At 76.4% G+C, this 15,045-nt stretch carries 14 protein-coding genes; 9 read left to right on the forward strand and 5 right to left on the reverse strand.

What is annotated here, in order from left to right; all coding sequences use genetic code 11:
* Nucleotides 1-53: 53 nt before the first annotated feature.
* From DMP15_RS10935 to DMP15_RS10960, 6 genes are all read left to right on the forward strand, one after another.
* Nucleotides 54-512 (forward strand): GyrI-like domain-containing protein, encoded by a 459-nt coding sequence (locus DMP15_RS10935; protein ID WP_073577252.1) that lies wholly within the window; start codon nucleotides 54-56, stop codon nucleotides 510-512.
* A gap of 87 nt (nucleotides 513-599) precedes the next feature.
* Nucleotides 600-1,562: a ferritin-like domain-containing protein gene (locus DMP15_RS10940; RefSeq protein ID WP_337825813.1), complete on the forward strand. Its 963-nt coding sequence runs from the start codon at nucleotides 600-602 to the stop codon at nucleotides 1,560-1,562.
* A 10-nt stretch (nucleotides 1,563-1,572) separates the two neighbouring features.
* Nucleotides 1,573-2,223, forward strand: coding sequence for a HemK2/MTQ2 family protein methyltransferase (locus tag DMP15_RS10945; protein WP_174565903.1), 651 nt, complete (start codon nucleotides 1,573-1,575; stop codon nucleotides 2,221-2,223).
* Nucleotides 2,213-2,428, forward strand: a complete 216-nt coding sequence (locus tag DMP15_RS10950; protein WP_073577251.1) for a CDGSH iron-sulfur domain-containing protein — start codon at nucleotides 2,213-2,215, stop codon at nucleotides 2,426-2,428. The genes DMP15_RS10945 and DMP15_RS10950 overlap by 11 nt, the downstream gene beginning before the upstream one ends.
* The gene (locus tag DMP15_RS10955) at nucleotides 2,425-3,447 is read left to right on the forward strand and encodes an iron-containing redox enzyme family protein (protein ID WP_174565902.1); all 1,023 of its coding nucleotides are present in this window, start codon (nucleotides 2,425-2,427) and stop codon (nucleotides 3,445-3,447) included. The genes DMP15_RS10950 and DMP15_RS10955 overlap by 4 nt, the downstream gene beginning before the upstream one ends.
* Entirely contained in the window at nucleotides 3,444-4,412 is a 969-nt protein-coding gene (locus DMP15_RS10960) for an L-histidine N(alpha)-methyltransferase (protein ID WP_337825814.1), read from the forward strand. Before DMP15_RS10955 ends, DMP15_RS10960 begins: the two co-directional genes overlap by 4 nt.
* Here the strand turns inward: DMP15_RS10960 and DMP15_RS10965 are convergent.
* On the reverse strand, nucleotides 4,409-5,308 hold the full coding sequence (locus tag DMP15_RS10965) for an NADP-dependent oxidoreductase (RefSeq protein WP_337825815.1): 900 nt from the start codon (nucleotides 5,306-5,308) through the stop codon (nucleotides 4,409-4,411). The two genes, DMP15_RS10960 and DMP15_RS10965, sit on opposite strands and share 4 nt — an antisense overlap.
* Before the next feature lie 90 nt (nucleotides 5,309-5,398).
* Between DMP15_RS10965 and DMP15_RS10970 the strand changes: the two genes are divergently transcribed.
* Nucleotides 5,399-7,879, forward strand: coding sequence for an FUSC family protein (locus DMP15_RS10970; protein ID WP_337825816.1), 2,481 nt, complete (start codon nucleotides 5,399-5,401; stop codon nucleotides 7,877-7,879).
* Between the two features lie 23 nt (nucleotides 7,880-7,902).
* Here the strand turns inward: DMP15_RS10970 and DMP15_RS10975 are convergent, their stop codons facing one another.
* Nucleotides 7,903-9,012: a thermonuclease family protein gene (locus DMP15_RS10975; protein ID WP_337825817.1), complete on the reverse strand. Its 1,110-nt coding sequence runs from the start codon at nucleotides 9,010-9,012 to the stop codon at nucleotides 7,903-7,905.
* Nucleotides 9,013-9,152: 140 nt separating this feature from the next.
* Complete coding sequence (locus DMP15_RS10980; protein WP_337825818.1) at nucleotides 9,153-9,887, reverse strand: helix-turn-helix domain-containing protein; 735 nt, start codon at nucleotides 9,885-9,887, stop codon at nucleotides 9,153-9,155.
* 168 nt (nucleotides 9,888-10,055) lie between these two features.
* Between DMP15_RS10980 and DMP15_RS10985 the strand changes: the two genes are divergently transcribed.
* Both DMP15_RS10985 and DMP15_RS10990 read left to right on the forward strand, forming a co-directional pair.
* The gene (locus DMP15_RS10985) at nucleotides 10,056-10,991 is read left to right on the forward strand and encodes a ketopantoate reductase family protein (protein ID WP_337825819.1); all 936 of its coding nucleotides are present in this window, start codon (nucleotides 10,056-10,058) and stop codon (nucleotides 10,989-10,991) included.
* Nucleotides 10,988-12,292: an aspartate aminotransferase family protein gene (locus DMP15_RS10990; protein ID WP_443217626.1), complete on the forward strand. Its 1,305-nt coding sequence runs from the start codon at nucleotides 10,988-10,990 to the stop codon at nucleotides 12,290-12,292. The genes DMP15_RS10985 and DMP15_RS10990 overlap by 4 nt, the downstream gene beginning before the upstream one ends.
* 45 nt (nucleotides 12,293-12,337) lie before the next feature.
* Here the strand turns inward: DMP15_RS10990 and DMP15_RS10995 are convergent, their stop codons facing one another.
* Both DMP15_RS10995 and DMP15_RS11000 read right to left on the reverse strand, forming a co-directional pair.
* On the reverse strand, nucleotides 12,338-13,873 hold the full coding sequence (locus DMP15_RS10995) for an acetyl-CoA acetyltransferase (RefSeq protein ID WP_337825820.1): 1,536 nt from the start codon (nucleotides 13,871-13,873) through the stop codon (nucleotides 12,338-12,340).
* A complete protein-coding gene (locus DMP15_RS11000) occupies nucleotides 13,870-14,997 on the reverse strand; it encodes an NAD(P)H-dependent flavin oxidoreductase (RefSeq protein WP_253068022.1) in 1,128 nt (375 codons plus the stop codon). The genes DMP15_RS10995 and DMP15_RS11000 overlap by 4 nt, the downstream gene beginning before the upstream one ends.
* Nucleotides 14,998-15,045 lie beyond the last annotated feature (48 nt).

Consider the following 15,045-nt stretch of genomic DNA (forward strand, 5'->3'; position numbering starts at 1 on the left):
ACCCGGCGCGGTCCACCCCGGTGGACCACCCACCCCGCCGGAAGGACCCGTCCATGACCACCCCCGAGCTCCTCGAGGTCACCGCCTGCCCCACCGCCGTCGTCCGCGGCACGGTCCCGGTCACCGACCTGCCCGCGTTCTTCGACCGCGCCTACTCCGTCCTCCCCGGGACCGTCTCGGGGCAGGGGGTGACGGTGACCGGACCGGCGTTCGCGCTGTACCGGGGGCCGCTGACGACGACCGCCGACCTCGAGACGGGGTTCCCCACCGACCGGGAGGTCACCCCGGACGGCGACGTCGTCGCCGGCTCGCTCCCCGCCTGCCGGGTGGCCCGCGTCGTCCACGCCGGGTCGTTCGACGGGCTCGGCGCCGCCTGGCAGCGGCTGGGGGAGTGGGTCGCCGCGCAGGGCCTGCGCGGCGGCGACGTGTTCTGGGAGGTCTACCTGACCGAGCCGTCGCCGGACATGGACCCCGCCGACCTGCGCACCGAGCTGAACATGCCGGTGATCTGACCGGAGCGGCACCGGTGGGCAGGAGTAAGACCGCGGATCGCGGGTAGGCGTAGTGCGACCCTGTCGCCGCCGCAAGAGGACGTGTTCGTGACCGATACCGCCGCCGTGGTCGCCCAGCTCCGTGTGCTGGAGCAGCTGACCCGCACCGAGAACCGGATCGCGCGCCTGCGCACCGTGCAGGCCCGCACCGACGAGACCCGCCGCGAGCTCACCGACAACGCCCGCCGCGCCGAGGACCGGCTCGGCCGCATCCAGGACGCCCTGCGCGAGCTCGACGCCGTACCCGACCTGGTCGGCGCCGTCGGCGGCCGGATCCTCGCGTTCGTGAAGAGCCAGGTCGAGCAGGCCCAGCGCTTCGACGAGGCGCTGCTCGGGGACCTCGCGCTGGAGCGGCAGCTGCAGGACCGCGCCCGCTACCTGCAGGCGCTGACCGCGTCCGGGCCGGAACGGGTGCACCGCCTCGCCGGTGAGCTCGTCGAGGCCCACAGCGAGACCGTCGAGTGGCTGACCACGGTGCTCGCCGAGGAGGCCGTCGGCGGTCCCGCGCCGCTGCGGGCCACCCCGCTGCAGATCGCGCGCGGCGCCGTCACCGACGCCGTCCGGCTCCCGGCCCGCCTCGGCGCCGTCGGCCTGAACCGGGCCGGGCACGAGCTGACCCGGGCCGGGGAACGGGTGCGGCGCACCGCGTCGGCACTCGGCGACGGCGCCGACCGCGCCGGGCGCGACGCCGCCGACGTCCTCGGCTCCGGGCTGGACGCCGCCCTGGAGCGCGCCGAGGACATCGCCCGCCGCGAGCGGGCCGGCGACGCCGCCCGCGCCCTGCACGACACCCGTCGGTCCCGCGGCGCGCTCGGCGCCGGCGAACTCCCGGTCGACGGCTACGACGACCTGTCCGTCCCCGACGCGGCCCGCGCCGTCCGCGAGCTCGACACGCCCGAGGACGTGCAGGCCGTGCTGCGCTACGAGGAGCAGCACAAGAACCGGGCGGGCGTGCTCACCGCGGCCCGCACCCGGCACGCCGAGGTGGCCCGCGAGACGGTCGCGCACTGACGTGGCGCCCATGCTCCTGACCCCGCCCGGGGTCTACCGGCCCCAGTCGGACTCGCAGATGCTGGCCCGCGCCGTCGCCGTCTCCGGGCGGGCCCGCGGGGCCGTGCTCGACCTGGGCACCGGCACCGGGACCGTGGCGCTCGCCGCGGCCCGCTGCGGTGCCGGCGCGGTCACGGCGGTCGACCTGTCACGGCGCGCCGTGCTCGCGGCACGGGTCAACGCCCGGCTGCACCGCACCGCGCTGACCGTGCACCGCGGTGACCTGTTCGGCCCCGTCGACGGCCGGCGGTTCGACCTGGTCACCGCCAACCCGCCGTACGTGCCGTCGCACACCGACCGGCTCGTCCGGCACCGCCGGGCCCGCAGCTGGGACGGCGGCCGCGACGGCCGCGCCGTGATCGACCGCATCTGCGACGGCGTCGCCGCCCACCTCGGACCGGGCGGTGCGCTGCTCATGGTGCACAGTGCCGTCTCCGGGGTACAGGCCTCGCTGGACCGGCTCACCGCGGCCGGGCTCACCGTGCGGGTCGCCGACCGGTCCCGGATCCCGCTCGGCCCGGTGATGCGGGCCCGCACCGCGCTGCACGAGGCCCGCGGCCTGGTCGAACCCGGCGCCGCCGACGAGGAGCTCGTGGTGATCGAGGCCGTCCGTGGGTCGTGAGACCGGCGCCGGGCCCGCCCGGGTGCGGCTCACCGACGACGGCCCGGTCCTGGTGACCGGCCCGGTGGAGGTCGAGCTGCCCGACGGCACCCGGGTGACCTCGCGGCGCCCGGTCACCGCGCTGTGCACCTGCCGGCGCACCCGCCGCCCGCCGTTCTGCGACACCAGCCACCGCACCCGCGTGCGACAGGAGGACCCGACGTGACCGCACCCCCGCACCCGGGCACCGGGACCGCGCCGCTGCCGGCGGCGCGCGGCCCGCTGTCCGGCGCCGTCCTGGCCCGGCTCGGCGGCGATCCCGCCGCGCTGCCCGCCGCGGGCGACGCCGACCCGTGGGGCGAGGACCTGCACCTGGCCCTGCACTGCTGCTACGAGCTGCACTACCGCGGCTTCGCCGGGGTCGGCGACGAGCACGAGTGGGACGTGGCCCTGCTCGGCCTGCGCGTGGCCTTGGAGGACCGGTTCCTGGCCGCCCTGCGCGCTGCGGTCCCGCCCGGCGACGACGTCGACGCGACCGTCGCCGAGCTGCTCGTCGAGCCGGTCGGGCCGGGCGCGGAGACCGGCGTGACCCACCACCTGCTGCGCCGCGGCGAACTGTGGCAGCTGCGCGAGTACGTCGTGCACCGCTCGATCTACCACCTGAAGGAGGCCGACCCGCAGGCCTGGGTGATCCCGCGGCTGCCCCCGGCCGCCAAGGCGGGCCTGGTCACCGTCGAGCACGACGAGTACGGCGCGGGCGACGCCGCGGGCATGCACGCCGTGCTGTTCGCCGACATGATGCGCGACCTCGGACTGTCCGACGCCTACGGCGCGCACGTCGACACCGTCGGCGCCGAGACCCTCGCCGAGGTCAACTTCATGTCGCTGTGCGGGCTGCGGCGCAGCCTGCGCGGCGCGCTGGTCGGGCAGTTCGCGCTGGTCGAGCTGACCTCCTCGCCCGGATCGGAGCGCCTGGTCCGCGCGATGCGCCGGCTCGGCTGCGGCCCCGCCGCGATCCGCTTCTACGACGAGCACGTGGAGGCCGACGCCGTGCACGAGCAGGTCGTGCGTCGCGACGTCCTCGCCCCGCTGCTGCGTACCGAGCCCGGCCTGGCCGCCGACGTCGTGTTCGGGATCCGGGCCGCCGGGCTGCTCGGCGACCGGCTCGGCGGGCACGTGCTGGCCCGCTGGGCGGCGGGGGAGTCGAGCCTGCGCCGCCCGCTCGATGACGGGCCGGGCCGGTGACCGCCGCCCCGGTCGAGCTGGAACAGGGCTCCTTCTGGGACGACACCGACGAGCTGCGCGCCCGCCTCGCCGAGCCGCTGCCGCGGATCCCGCCCTGGTTCGGCTACAACGCGCTCGGCTCGGAGCTGTTCGAACAGATCACCGAGCTGCCGACCTACTACCTGACCCGGTGCGAGCGGGCGCTCCTGGAGCGGTACGGCACCGACATCGCGGCCCGGTTGGGCTGCCCACGCGTCGCCGAGCTCGGGTCCGGGAGCGCGAAGAAGACGCGGCTGCTGCTCGAACACTGCTCGGCGGCCCGGCCGACGACCTACCTGCCGATCGACGTGAGCCGCGAGATGCTCGTGCTGAGCGCCGAACGCATGGCGGACCTGCCGGGGCTGACCGTCACCGGGCTGTGGGGGCGGTACGAGGCCGGCCTCGACCGGCTGCGCGACGACGGCGGCGCCCCGGTGGCGGTGCTGTTCCTCGGCGCCAACATCGGCAACACCACCACCGGTGAGCGCGCCGCGCTGCTGGCACGGATCGGCGCGACCCTGCGCCCCGGTGACGCCCTGCTGCTCTCGGCCGACCTGGTCAAGCCCGCCGCGGTGTTCGAGTCCTGCTACAACGACCCGCCCGGGTACGACGCCTTCGCCCGGTTCCGGCTCAACCACCTCGACCACCTGGCACGCCGGTTCGGCGGGAGCGTCGCCCTCGACGCGGTGCACCCGGCGGCGCACTACGACGCCGCCGCCGACGTCGTCGACGGGCGGCTGTGGGCGCGCCGGGACCAGACCGTGGTGCTGCCCGGCCTGGACCGGACGCTGGAGCTGCGTCGCGGCGACAGCGTCAACGTCGGGTTCTCGGCGAAGTTCGAGCCCGACCGGCTGCGCACCGACGTGGCCCGGCACGGGTTGCGGGCCGAGGCCGAGTGGGTCGACGACGAGCACCGCTACGGGCTGTTCCTGTTCCGTCGGGACTAGAGCACCAGGACGACCTTGCCGGTCACGTGACCCTGTTCGACCAGGGCGAGCGCCGCCCCGGCCTCGGCCAGCGGCCGGACCTCGCGCACCAGCGGGTCGAGTTCCCCGGCCGCGACGAGTGCGGCGAGCGCGTCGAGCACCGCGGTGCTGCGGTCGCGGGTGACGTCGCGGCCGCCCAGCTGCGCGACCAGCGCCTTGTCCGCGATCGAGTACAGCGCCGCGGCCGGGACGAGCCCGGCCACCGCGCGCAGCGCGTCCCCGCCGACCAGGTCCAGGGCGCCGTCGACACCGCCGGGCGCGGCCGCGCGGATCCGGTCGGCGACGCCGTCGCCGTAGGCCACCGGGACGGCGCCGAACCCGGCGAGCAGGGCGTGCTTGCCGGGGCTCGCCGTGCCGACGACCGCCAGCCCGCGGCGGCGGGCCAGCTGCACCAGCGGCACGCCGACCCCGCCGCCCGCCCCGTTGACCAGCAGCGTCGCCCCGGCGGGCAGGTCGAGGTTCGTGAGGGTGTCCCAGGCGGTGCCCGCGGCGACCGGCAGCGCCGCCGCCTGCTCGGGCGAGACCCCCGGCGGGCGGTGCGCGGCGAACCCGGCGGTGACCCGCGCCCGCGGCGCCCAGCCGCCCTGCATGTCCGGGCAGCCGCCGAACACCTCGTCGCCGGGGGCGAACCCGGTGACGCCGTCGCCGACCTCCAGCACGGTCCCGGCGACCTCGCGGCCGAGGACCGCGGGCCCGGCGACGCCGTAGTCGCCGTCGCGCATCCGCCGGTCGCCCGGGTTGACCCCGGCCGCCCGGACCCGCACGAGCAGCTCACCCGGCCCGGGCCGCGGCTCCTCGACCTCGACGAACGCCTGCTGCTCCGGGCCACCCGCCGCCACGAACCCGTACCCGCGCACCCGCCACCTCCGTGATCGGTCCCGGTCTCCCACGCTACGTCCGGCGGGCCCGGGATGCGCGAAGATCACGATCCGGTATATCGTTAGCATATGCAACGGACTGTGCCGACCGCGTCCGACCGCCTCCTCCGGGCCCGTGACCGGTTCGTCGCCTCCGACCCCGGCCTCGTCCGGCTCGTCTCGGCGGTCCGCGCCGTGCTGGCGATCGCCACCGCGCTGGGCGTGGAATACCTCGTCGCGACGGTGACGGGCACCCCGCCGCTGGTGCCGATGATGCTCGGGGCGGTGGTGGCGATGCTGGCCTCGTTCGGGGTCGTCGACGCCACCCGCGCCGGGCAGGCGGTCACGCTGTGCTTCCTGGCCCTGTCGATGCTCGCCGGGATGGGCGTGGCGCTGCTCGTCGACCGGAACCGGCTCGCGTCGCTGACCGCGTTCGTCGTCGTGGTCTTCGTCGCGGTCTGGGTGCGCCGCTTCGGGCTGCGGTACTTCGTCTGCGGCATGGGCGGGTTCATGGGCTACTTCTTCGCCCTGTTCCTGAACCTGCGCCCGGAGATGCTGCCCGGGGTGGCCTTCGTCGTCGCGGTCGCGATCGTCTGGGTGATGCTGCTGACGCTGGTGCTGCTCCCGATCCGCAACGACCGGGTGCTCCGCCGGATGCTGCGCTCGTTCGAGGCGCGGCTCGCCGGTCTCGCCGGGACCGTGCTCGCCCTCGACGGGCACGCCCCCGGCACCGCGGAGCGGGAGCGCGCCGAGGCCCGGCTGGCGAGCCGTCTGGTCCGGGTGAACGAGGCCGCGCTGGTCATCGACGGGCAGCTGGGGACCCCGGCCGCCGTCGCCGACGACGACGCCGCCCGGATCGTCCGCCGGGCGGTGTTCGACGCCGAGCTGGCCGTGACCGCGCTGACCCGGGTCGGCCCCGGAACCCTGGACTGCGACGACGCCCGCGCGGTCCTCACCGCGCTGCACGGCGGCCGCTGGGACGCGGTGCGCGAGCGGGCCGGACGGGTCGCCGACCGGGTGGCGGCCCCGGGGCCGCGCCGGCTCGCCGTCGACGCCACGGTGCTCGCCGACGCCCGCGCCGACTGGACCGCCGCCCTCGCCACGGTGCGGGAGGGCGACTCCGGCACGGTGCCGGAGGACACCGCCGCCCCGACCGTCGGGGAGACGGCCGCGTTCGCCCCCGCGGTCCAGCTGTTCGGGGGCAACCTGCCCGGCTCGGCGGGCACGGTGACCCGGCTGCACCGCCCGCCGGACCCCGGCCGTCCCGCCTCGCGGCTGTCGCTGACCACCCGCCAGGCCGTGCAGGTCGCGGTGGCCACCGCGGTCGCGATCGCGGTGGGCGACGCACTGTCCGAGCAGCGCTACTACTGGGCGGTGCTGGCCGCGTTCATCGCCTTCACCGGCACCGCGACCGTCGCCGAGACGGTGCGCAAGGCCGCGCACCGCATCGTCGGCACCATGATCGGCCTGGTCGGCGCGATCGCGCTGGTGCCGGTGCTGGGACCCGACGTCGCCGTGGTGCTGCCGGTGATCCTGCTCAGCATCTTCGGCGCGCTCTACCTGTTCCGGCTCTCCTACGCGCTGATGATCTTCTTCATCACGCTGATGCTCGGCGAGCTCTACGCGCTGCTCGGCACCTTCACGGTGGACCTGATGGTGCTGCGCCTGGAGGAGACCGTGGTCGGTGGTCTGATCGGCTGCGCGGTCTCGGTGCTCGTGCTGCCCACCCGCACCCGGTCCGCCGCCGAGGAGGCCCGCCGCGGGCTGCTCGACGCGCTGGCCGAGCTGCTGGGCACGGTCGACCGGGCGCTGCGCCGGCCCGGCCCGTGCGAGGACCTGCGTGCCGGGTCGCGCGCACTCGACGCCGCACTGCACCAGACGCTGCTGCTGGGGCGTCCGCTGACCCGGACCTGGCTGGGCTCCACCCACCGCGACGTCGTGCACGGGCTGACCGCCTGCACCGCCGTCGCCGAACACGCGCGGCGCCTGGCCCGCTCCGCCGAAGGGGTGTCCGGGACCCCGGCGCTGACCGCGGGCTGTGCGCGCCTCGCGCAGCTCACCGCGGACGCCGTCGCCGGGCGGCCGGTGCCCACCGGTAGCTGCGCGGCCGTGCTCGACCTGCTGATCGGTCCGGCCGGCGGGACCGGGCGCGGCGCCGCGCTCGCCCGCGAGGCCGGGCTGCTGGCCGCCGAGCTCCCGGCGCTGCTGGAGACCGGCGACGACGGGCCCGTCCCGGCCACGGTCGGGCGGGTCCGCGGACCCGACGGCGTACCCGCTGCGGCGACGGTCACCGTCGTCGACGGGGCGGGCCGTCAGCTGGACCGCGTCACCACCGGCGACGACGGCGGATTCGCCGTCCGCGTGCCGGCCGGGACGCACCTGCTCGTCGCCGCACCGGCCGTCGCCGGGCCCGCGCCCTTCGGCGAGCACGTGCACCTCGGGCCGGGGACGGTGCTGCCGGACGTGGTGCTGGCCGCGCCGGCGTCGCGCCCGGTGCCGGTCACGGCGCAGGGGCCCGCACGTGGCCCGGCGCGGGTCGTCGGGCGGCGCGGCTGCCTCACCCACGGCTGACCCGCGACCCGCGGCCGGCCCGGTCAGCCCTGCGACTCGCAGCCGATCCCGTCGGAGTCCGCGTCCAGGCGGTGCCGGTCGGTCCCCACGACCCGGAACGGCCCGCCGGACAGGTCCCCGCAGTCGAGGTCGGTCGCCGAGAGCGGCACGCAGGGGGTGTAGTTCGGGTCGCAGCCCCCGCCCGCCGGAGCGGCCGCCGGGGCGACCGGGGCCGGGGCGGGCGCGGCGGCGGGACGACGCCGCTCGGCGGCGGCGTCGCGGGCCGCCTGCTCGGCGGCGGCCTCGGCGCGGGCGGCCTCCTCCCGGGCGACGCGGTCGCGCTCGGCCTGCTCGGCGGCCAGGCGCTGGGACTCCCGTGCCGTCGACGCCTGCTCGGAGAAGCGGACCTGCAGTGTCCGCGCGTCGTCGGAGGCGGTGTCGAGGACCCCGGTCAGACGGGCGCGGTCGAGTTCGGACAGCACCGCCCAGGCCACACCCGCCCGGTGTGCCCGGAAGTCGGCGTCCAGCCCCGCCAGCACGGTCAGCGCGTCGACGGCCTCCCGGCCGGCGGCGTCGAGCTGCGCCGGGTCCGACGACGGCGACGACGCCCGCTGTGCCAGCCCCGCGACGGTGCCGCGGGCCCGCTCCACCTGCGCGGGGACGGTGCAGGACACCGTCGTCGCGTACAGCCCGCGGCCCGCTGCGCGCGCCTCCTCCTGGGCCTCGGTGACCTCGTCGAGGTAGCGGTCGTTGCCGCCGACCACCATCGCGGTGCCGAGTCCCTCCCGGGCGAGCTCGGCGTTGACCAGCCGGCCCCCGGTGTCGTGCACCCCGGCCAGGGTGCGGCCCCAGCCGTCGACGCGCTCGTCGTCGTAGGACAGGTCGACGGTGCTGCCGACCGGGATGAGCGCGGCGAGCCGGGCGGCCGCCTCCGGGCCGAGGCACTGGATGGTGGAGTCGGGATCGACGGTCTCCGGGGTGTCGATGTTGAGCAGCCGGACCGTGGTGGGGCGGCCGTCCAGGGTCGCCTCGAACGTGTCGCCGTCGACGATGCGGGTCACGACGGCCTGGTCCGACCCGCCGCTCGCCACGAGCCCCACACCCGCGACGGTCGCGGTGACCGCGACCACCGCGGCGATCATCTTCCCGAGCACGACCCACCCCTGTTCCCGTGCGCGCCTGCGCGCATCGGACCGATCCGACGGTGCACACGGCGCATCGCGGAACGGACGGGGGCGTTATCGGTCGGCCGGGCCGATCCCCACTACTGATGATCGCCGGCGGTGGGCCCGGTTCAGCCGTCCCCACGCTCCGCGGCGAGAGCCTTCCCGGCGCGCACGAGCACGTCGAGCTGGGCGCGGTTGTACAGCTCCCGCATCGCCCGGCCCAGGGTCTGCTCCGCCCGCTGCTCACCGACGGGTGCGTCGGTGTTCGGCGCGACCAGGCCGGGATGGGTCTCGTAGAGCGCGCGCATGTAGGGCACCATCCGGTCGGCGAGCTCCTGGCGGGTGGCCTCGTCGGCGTCGGCCGGGAGCGTGTCGAACCGGTTCTGCGTCGGGTCCGGGCGGGCGTCGGCCAGCATGTCCGCGACGGCCTGCAGCCGCTCCGAGCCCAGCACCCGCGGCAGGACGAGGGTGAGCGACCGGTCGGCCTCGGACATCGGCTGGTCGGCGGCCGCGGCGAACTCGGTGGGCAGGTCGGTGGGCGCGGCACCGTCCAGGATCAGGGCCAGCTCGGTGCGGGCCTGCTGCAGCCGCTCGATGGTGGCGGCCAGCTCGGCGTCGAGCGCGCGGGCGGCCTCCTCCGGGTGGGCGTCGGCGTCGTTCATCTCGGAGATCTGGGCCAACGAGAATCCGAGGTCGACGAGCCGCTTGATCCGCAGCAGCCGCACCAGGTGCGCGACCCCGTACTGCTTGTAGCCGTTCGCGCGCCGATCGGGCTCGGTCAGCAGCCCGATCTCGTGGTAGTGCCGCACCGCCCGCAGGCTGGTCCCCGCCAGCTCGGCGACCTCACGGGTGCTCCAGGTCACGACGTCCCCCTCGTCCGATTCCTGCTCCGTCCTCCACCCTGCCGTATCCGGCGGGTCAGCGTCCGGAGTGGGCCACGGCGTCGTGGTCGAAGTACAGCGAATCGCGGCAGCGTCGGCGGGCTGACCGGACGGTCCCCGGGATGCCAGACTGCGCCGGAGGAGGTCGGCATGGCGGTGGTGGTGATCGTCGGCTGCGGCGCGATGGGCTCGGTGTACGCCGGGCTGATGGTCGACGCCGGGCACGAGGTGCACGCCGTCTGCCGGCGCGCCGGGCACACCGCGGCGGTGCGGGAACGCGGCCTGCGGGTGACCGGGCACAGCGGTGACCGCACGGTCGCACCCGCCTCGGCGGTCCTCGACGCCGCCGACGTCGCCCTCGACCGGCCCGCGGACCTGGTGGTCGTCGCGACCAAGGCCTACGACGTCGCGGTCGCCGCGCGGTCGTGCGCGCACCTGGTCGGCCCGGGCACGGTCGTGCAGACCATCCAGAACGGGCTCGGTTCCCCGGAGGTCGCGGCCGCCGAGCTGGACCCGGGGCGGATCGCGGTCGGCGTCGTCGGCGGGTTCGGGGCGTCGCTGCCCGAGCCGGGCGTCGCGCACCACAACGGCATGGAGATGGTCCGGTTCGGCCCCTACGACGGGCTGCCCGCGGCACAGCTGGAGGCCTCGGCGGAGATCTGGCGCTCGTCGGGCTTCGCGGTCGCGCTCGACACCGACCTGGGCCGGATGGTGTGGGAGAAGCTGGTCATGAACGCGGCGTTCTCCGGCTCGACCTGCCTGACCGGGCTCACCATCGGCGGGGTGCTCGACGACCCCGACGCCTGGGCCGTCGCCCGCGCCTGCGCGGCCGAGGCCGTCGCGGTGGCGGCGGCGTCCGGGGTGACCCTGCAGGTCGGCGACCCGATCGAACACGTCCGCCGGCTCGGCGGAGCCATCCCACACGCCCGCCCGTCGATGCTGCTCGACGCGCTCGCCCGGCACCGCTGCGAGATCGACGCCATCAACGGGGCGGTGGCCCGCGAGGGCGCCCGGCTCGGCATGCCGACCCCGGTCAACGACACCGTCGCCCGGACCATCCGGGCCCGCGAGAGGACCTGGCTGTGACCGAGCACCTCATCCGCTATTCCGGCCGCGGCGGCTTCACCCCCGGCGTGATCGCCCGGGCCCAAGGGAGCGCCGTCACCACCGAGGACGGCCGTGAGCTGCTCGACTTCACCTCCGGGCAGATGAGCGCGATCCTCGGGCACTCGCACCCGGAGATCGTCGCGACCGTCCGCGACCAGGTCGGACGGCTCGACCACCTCTACAGCGGGATGCTGTCGCGGCCGGTGCTGGAGCTGTGTGAGCGGCTGTGCGCCTCGGTCGGCGGCGGCCTGGAGCGGGCGATGCTGCTGACCACCGGCGCGGAGTCCAACGAGGCCGCGATCCGGATGGCCAAGCTCGTCACCGGCCGGCACGAGATAGTCTCCTTCGCCCGGTCCTGGCACGGCATGACCCAGGCCGCGGCGAACGCGACCTACGTCGCCGGCCGTGCCGGGTACGGTCCCGCCGCCCCCGGCAACTTCGCGCTGCCGGTGCCCGACCGCTACCGCCCCGACCTCGTCGACGACGCCGGGGAGCTCGACTGGCGCCGCCAGCTCGACCTCGGGTTCGCCCTGATCGACGCCCAGTCCGTCGGCAGCCTCGCCGCCTGCATCGTCGAGCCGGTCCTGTCCTCCGGCGGGGTCGTCGACCTGCCGCCGGGCTACCTGGCGGCGCTGCGTGACAAGTGCCACGAGCGCGGCATGCTGCTGATCCTCGACGAGGCCCAGACAGGTCTGTGCCGCACCGGCGACTGGTACGCCCACCAGCGCGACGGCGTGGTCCCCGACATCCTCACGCTGTCGAAGACGCTCGGGGCGGGCCTGCCGCTCGCCGCCGTCCTCACCACGGCCGCGATCGAGCAGGTCGCGCACGAGCGCGGCTTCCTGTTCTTCACCACCCACGTCAACGACCCCCTCCCGGCGGCGGTCGGGCTCACCGTGCTCGACGTGCTCACCCGCGACCGGCTCGACCTGCGCGCCCGCGAGCTGGGCACGCTGCTGCAGGACGGCCTGCGGGACCTGGCCCGCACGACCGGGATGATCGGCGACGTCCGCGGCCGCGGCCTGCTGGTGGGCCTGGAGCTGGCGGGCTCCGACACCGACGCGCTCGGGGCGGCCGTCACCGCGCGGTGCGCCGAGCTGGGGCTGCACATGAACATCGTGCAGCTGCCCGGCATGGGCGGGACGTTCCGGATCGCGCCGCCGCTGACCGCGACCGAGGCCGAGATCCGCCGCGGCGTGGACATCCTCGGCACGGCCCTGGGGGAGGTGGCTCAGCCCTCGACGGCGGCCGTGCGCCGGTCCGGCGTCGCAGCGACGTGACGGCTCGCGCTCGGCGACCTCGCGGTCACGGGGTCCGGACACCCGTCAGCGCGGCGTGACGATCGTCAGCTTCCCGTCTGGCCGGACCCGTACCGCCGCCCCGGCCGGGTCGCCGGCGAGCAGCTCCGGCAGCTCGTCGTCGCGACCGCACCCGATGAACCGCGCACCGCCGTCGTCGAGCCGGCCGACGACGACCGCGTGCCGGCTGCCGTCGCGGTCGTGGCGCACCGTCCAGGTCTCGACGGTCGCCGCGCCGTCGGCGGCGGTCGTCGTCGGGACGGTGGGAACGGCGTCGAGCCGGGCCTGGAGCGCGGCGCTGTCGTCGTCGCGCCAGGGGGCGGGGCGGGTGGAGTAGACCCCGGCGGAGTACTTGGACAGGAACCCGCCGTTCGCGCCGACCAGGCCGTACGTACCCGGGTCGGCCCGCAGGCGTCGCACGACCTCGGCGACCGCGTGCATCGAGTAGTCGTTCCCCGGCCCGCCGAAGAACGGCAGCCCACCGGTGACGGTGAGCCCGCGCGGGTCGTCGGCGGCCAGCCCGAGGGGGTCGGCGACCGAGGACACCGCGATCGGGAAGCAGGAGTACAGGTCGATCGCGGCGAGGTCGTCCACGCCGGTCCCGGCGCGGTCCAGGGCGTGCCGGACGGCGGCCTCGGCGGCCGGGTAGGCGCCCAGGTCGGGGCGGTCGAGCACGGCGTGCTCGGTGAGGTCGGCGTGGCCGTGCAGGAACACCCACCGCTGCGGGTCGATCCCCAGGTCGTGTGCGGTGCCGACCGAGGTGAGGACGACCGCGGCGCCCTGGTTGACCTGGTCGCGCGAGACGAGGAACCGCGGGTAGGGGTCGGTGATCATCCGGTTGCGGTCGTCGGTCGTGACGAGCTCGTCGGGCTCTCGGACCCGCGGTGCGGCGGCGTGCGGGTGCCCGGCGGCGACCCGGGTGAACGGCGCGAACAGCTCGCCCATCCCGTGGGCGTAGGCGTCCCGTGCGAGGCCGAGCCGGGCGCGGCGGGCGTTCTCGCACAGCGCGTAGTAGGCGGCGGGGGAGAGCACACCGTGCGCCTCGGCGGCCGGGCTGCGCAGCTCCGAGCCGTACCCGCGGTCCTCCAGCGTGCCGCCGACGTGCTCGCCGTGGTCGGGTCGCTCGGCCTCGGGGCGCGACATCAGGTCCCGCACGGTCGACATCGCCTCGGCCCCGACGAGCAGCACCGCCCCGGCCTCCCCGCGGGCGATCGCGCCGGCGAACTCGCTGACGAGCCGTTGCGGGGACTGCCCGCCGACGACGTCGAGCACCGCCCGCCGCGGGTCGGCGCCGACGCGGCGGGCGACCGCGCGCGGGTAGTTGTCCGCCCGGCCCAGCGGCGCGACCGCCCCGGGCACCGACATCTCGAACTGCCGCACCCCCGCGACGACGGTCAGCGCCGCCGCCACCGCGGCCGGGTCCGCACCGGTGTCGGCGAGCGCCGCGGCCGCCGCGGCGGCACCGAGCCCGACCGGTGACAGCGCGGCGTAACCGGGCTCGCCGATCCGCTCGGAGGCCTCCCCGACCCCGACGACGACGGGTGTCCGCGGGTCGAGGCTCATCGGACCAGCCCCGCGAGCGCGGCGATGCGGTGCTCGCAGTCGCGCGCCATCTCCCGGGTGATCTCGCCCGCGCCGCGCAGCTCGGTGAACGCGCCGACGACCTGCCCGACGAAGAACGACTGCAGCTCCTGGGCGCCGGGGTTCCCGGCGTCGGCTGCGGCGTCGATGCTCGACCAGGCCTGCAGGGTCAGCAGCGGCTGCAGCGGCATCGGCAGCGGCGCCGGCGCGCCGGGTGCGGACCACGCGTCGTGGTAGGCGCTGCGCAGCTGCCGGGCGGGCTTGCCGGTCCGGGCGGGGGAGCGGACGGTGTCGCCGCTGCCCGCGGCGAGGAACTTGCGCTTCACCGACTCCGGCGCCACGTCCTCGACACTGCACAGCCACACCGAGCCGCACCACACCCCGGCCGCGCCGAGCGCGAGCGCGGCGGCCATCTGGTCGCCCGAGGCGATGCCGCCCGCGGCCAGCACCGGACGGTCCCCGGCGACATCGACGATCTCCGGGGTGAGCACCGTCGTCGCGATCGTGCCGGTGTGCCCACCGGCCTCGGTGCCCTGCGCGACGAGCACGTCGACCCCGGCCGCGAGCTGCCGCTCGGCGTGCCGGCGGGTCCCGACCAGCGCGGCGACGGCCATCCCGGCGTCGTGCGCGCGCTCCACGAGGTGCGGCGGCGCGGTGCCGAGCGCGTTCGCGACGAGCGCGGGCCGGTGGGCGAACACCGCGTCGAGCTGGGCCTCGGCGCCGCGCCGGCTCATCCCCGCCGCGATCGCGTCGCGCCCGGGGTCGACCGGCACCCGCGGGATGCCGTAGCGGTCGAGCAGGTCGTCGACGAAGGCGAGGTGCTCGGCCGGGAGCTGCGCACGCAACGCGGCGACGAGGTCCTCCCGGTCGGCCCCGGTGTCGGCGGTCTTCTCCGGGACGAGCAGGTCGACCCCGTAGGGCCGCCCGTCGAGCTGCTCCTCGATCCAGGTCAGCTGCGCATCGAGCTCCTCGGCGGTGTAGGAGACCGCGGCGAGTACCCCGAACCCGCCGGCGCGGCTCACCTCGGTCACCACCGCGGGGGACCGGTTGAACCCGACGATCGGGTGCTCGACGCCCAGCAGATCGGTCAGCGCTGTCCTGATCACACCGGTGAGCGTATTACGGACGGACACCGTCCAGAAGTGGGTCGGTGG

The organism is Pseudonocardia sp. UM4_GMWB1, assembly GCF_017312155.1.
GTDB classification, from domain to species: domain Bacteria; phylum Actinomycetota; class Actinomycetes; order Mycobacteriales; family Pseudonocardiaceae; genus Pseudonocardia; species Pseudonocardia alni.

Coding starts and splice junctions, on each gene's coding strand:
- DMP15_RS10935 (WP_073577252.1), top strand. CDS start 54: ATGACCACCCCCGAGCTCCTCGAGGTCACCGCCTGCCCCACCGCCGTC.
- DMP15_RS10945 (WP_174565903.1), top strand. CDS start 1,573: ATGCTCCTGACCCCGCCCGGGGTCTACCGGCCCCAGTCGGACTCGCAG.
- DMP15_RS10970 (WP_337825816.1), top strand. CDS start 5,399: ATGCAACGGACTGTGCCGACCGCGTCCGACCGCCTCCTCCGGGCCCGT.
- DMP15_RS10985 (WP_337825819.1), top strand. CDS start 10,056: ATGGCGGTGGTGGTGATCGTCGGCTGCGGCGCGATGGGCTCGGTGTAC.
- DMP15_RS10995 (WP_337825820.1), bottom strand. CDS start 13,873: ATGAGCCTCGACCCGCGGACACCCGTCGTCGTCGGGGTCGGGGAGGCC.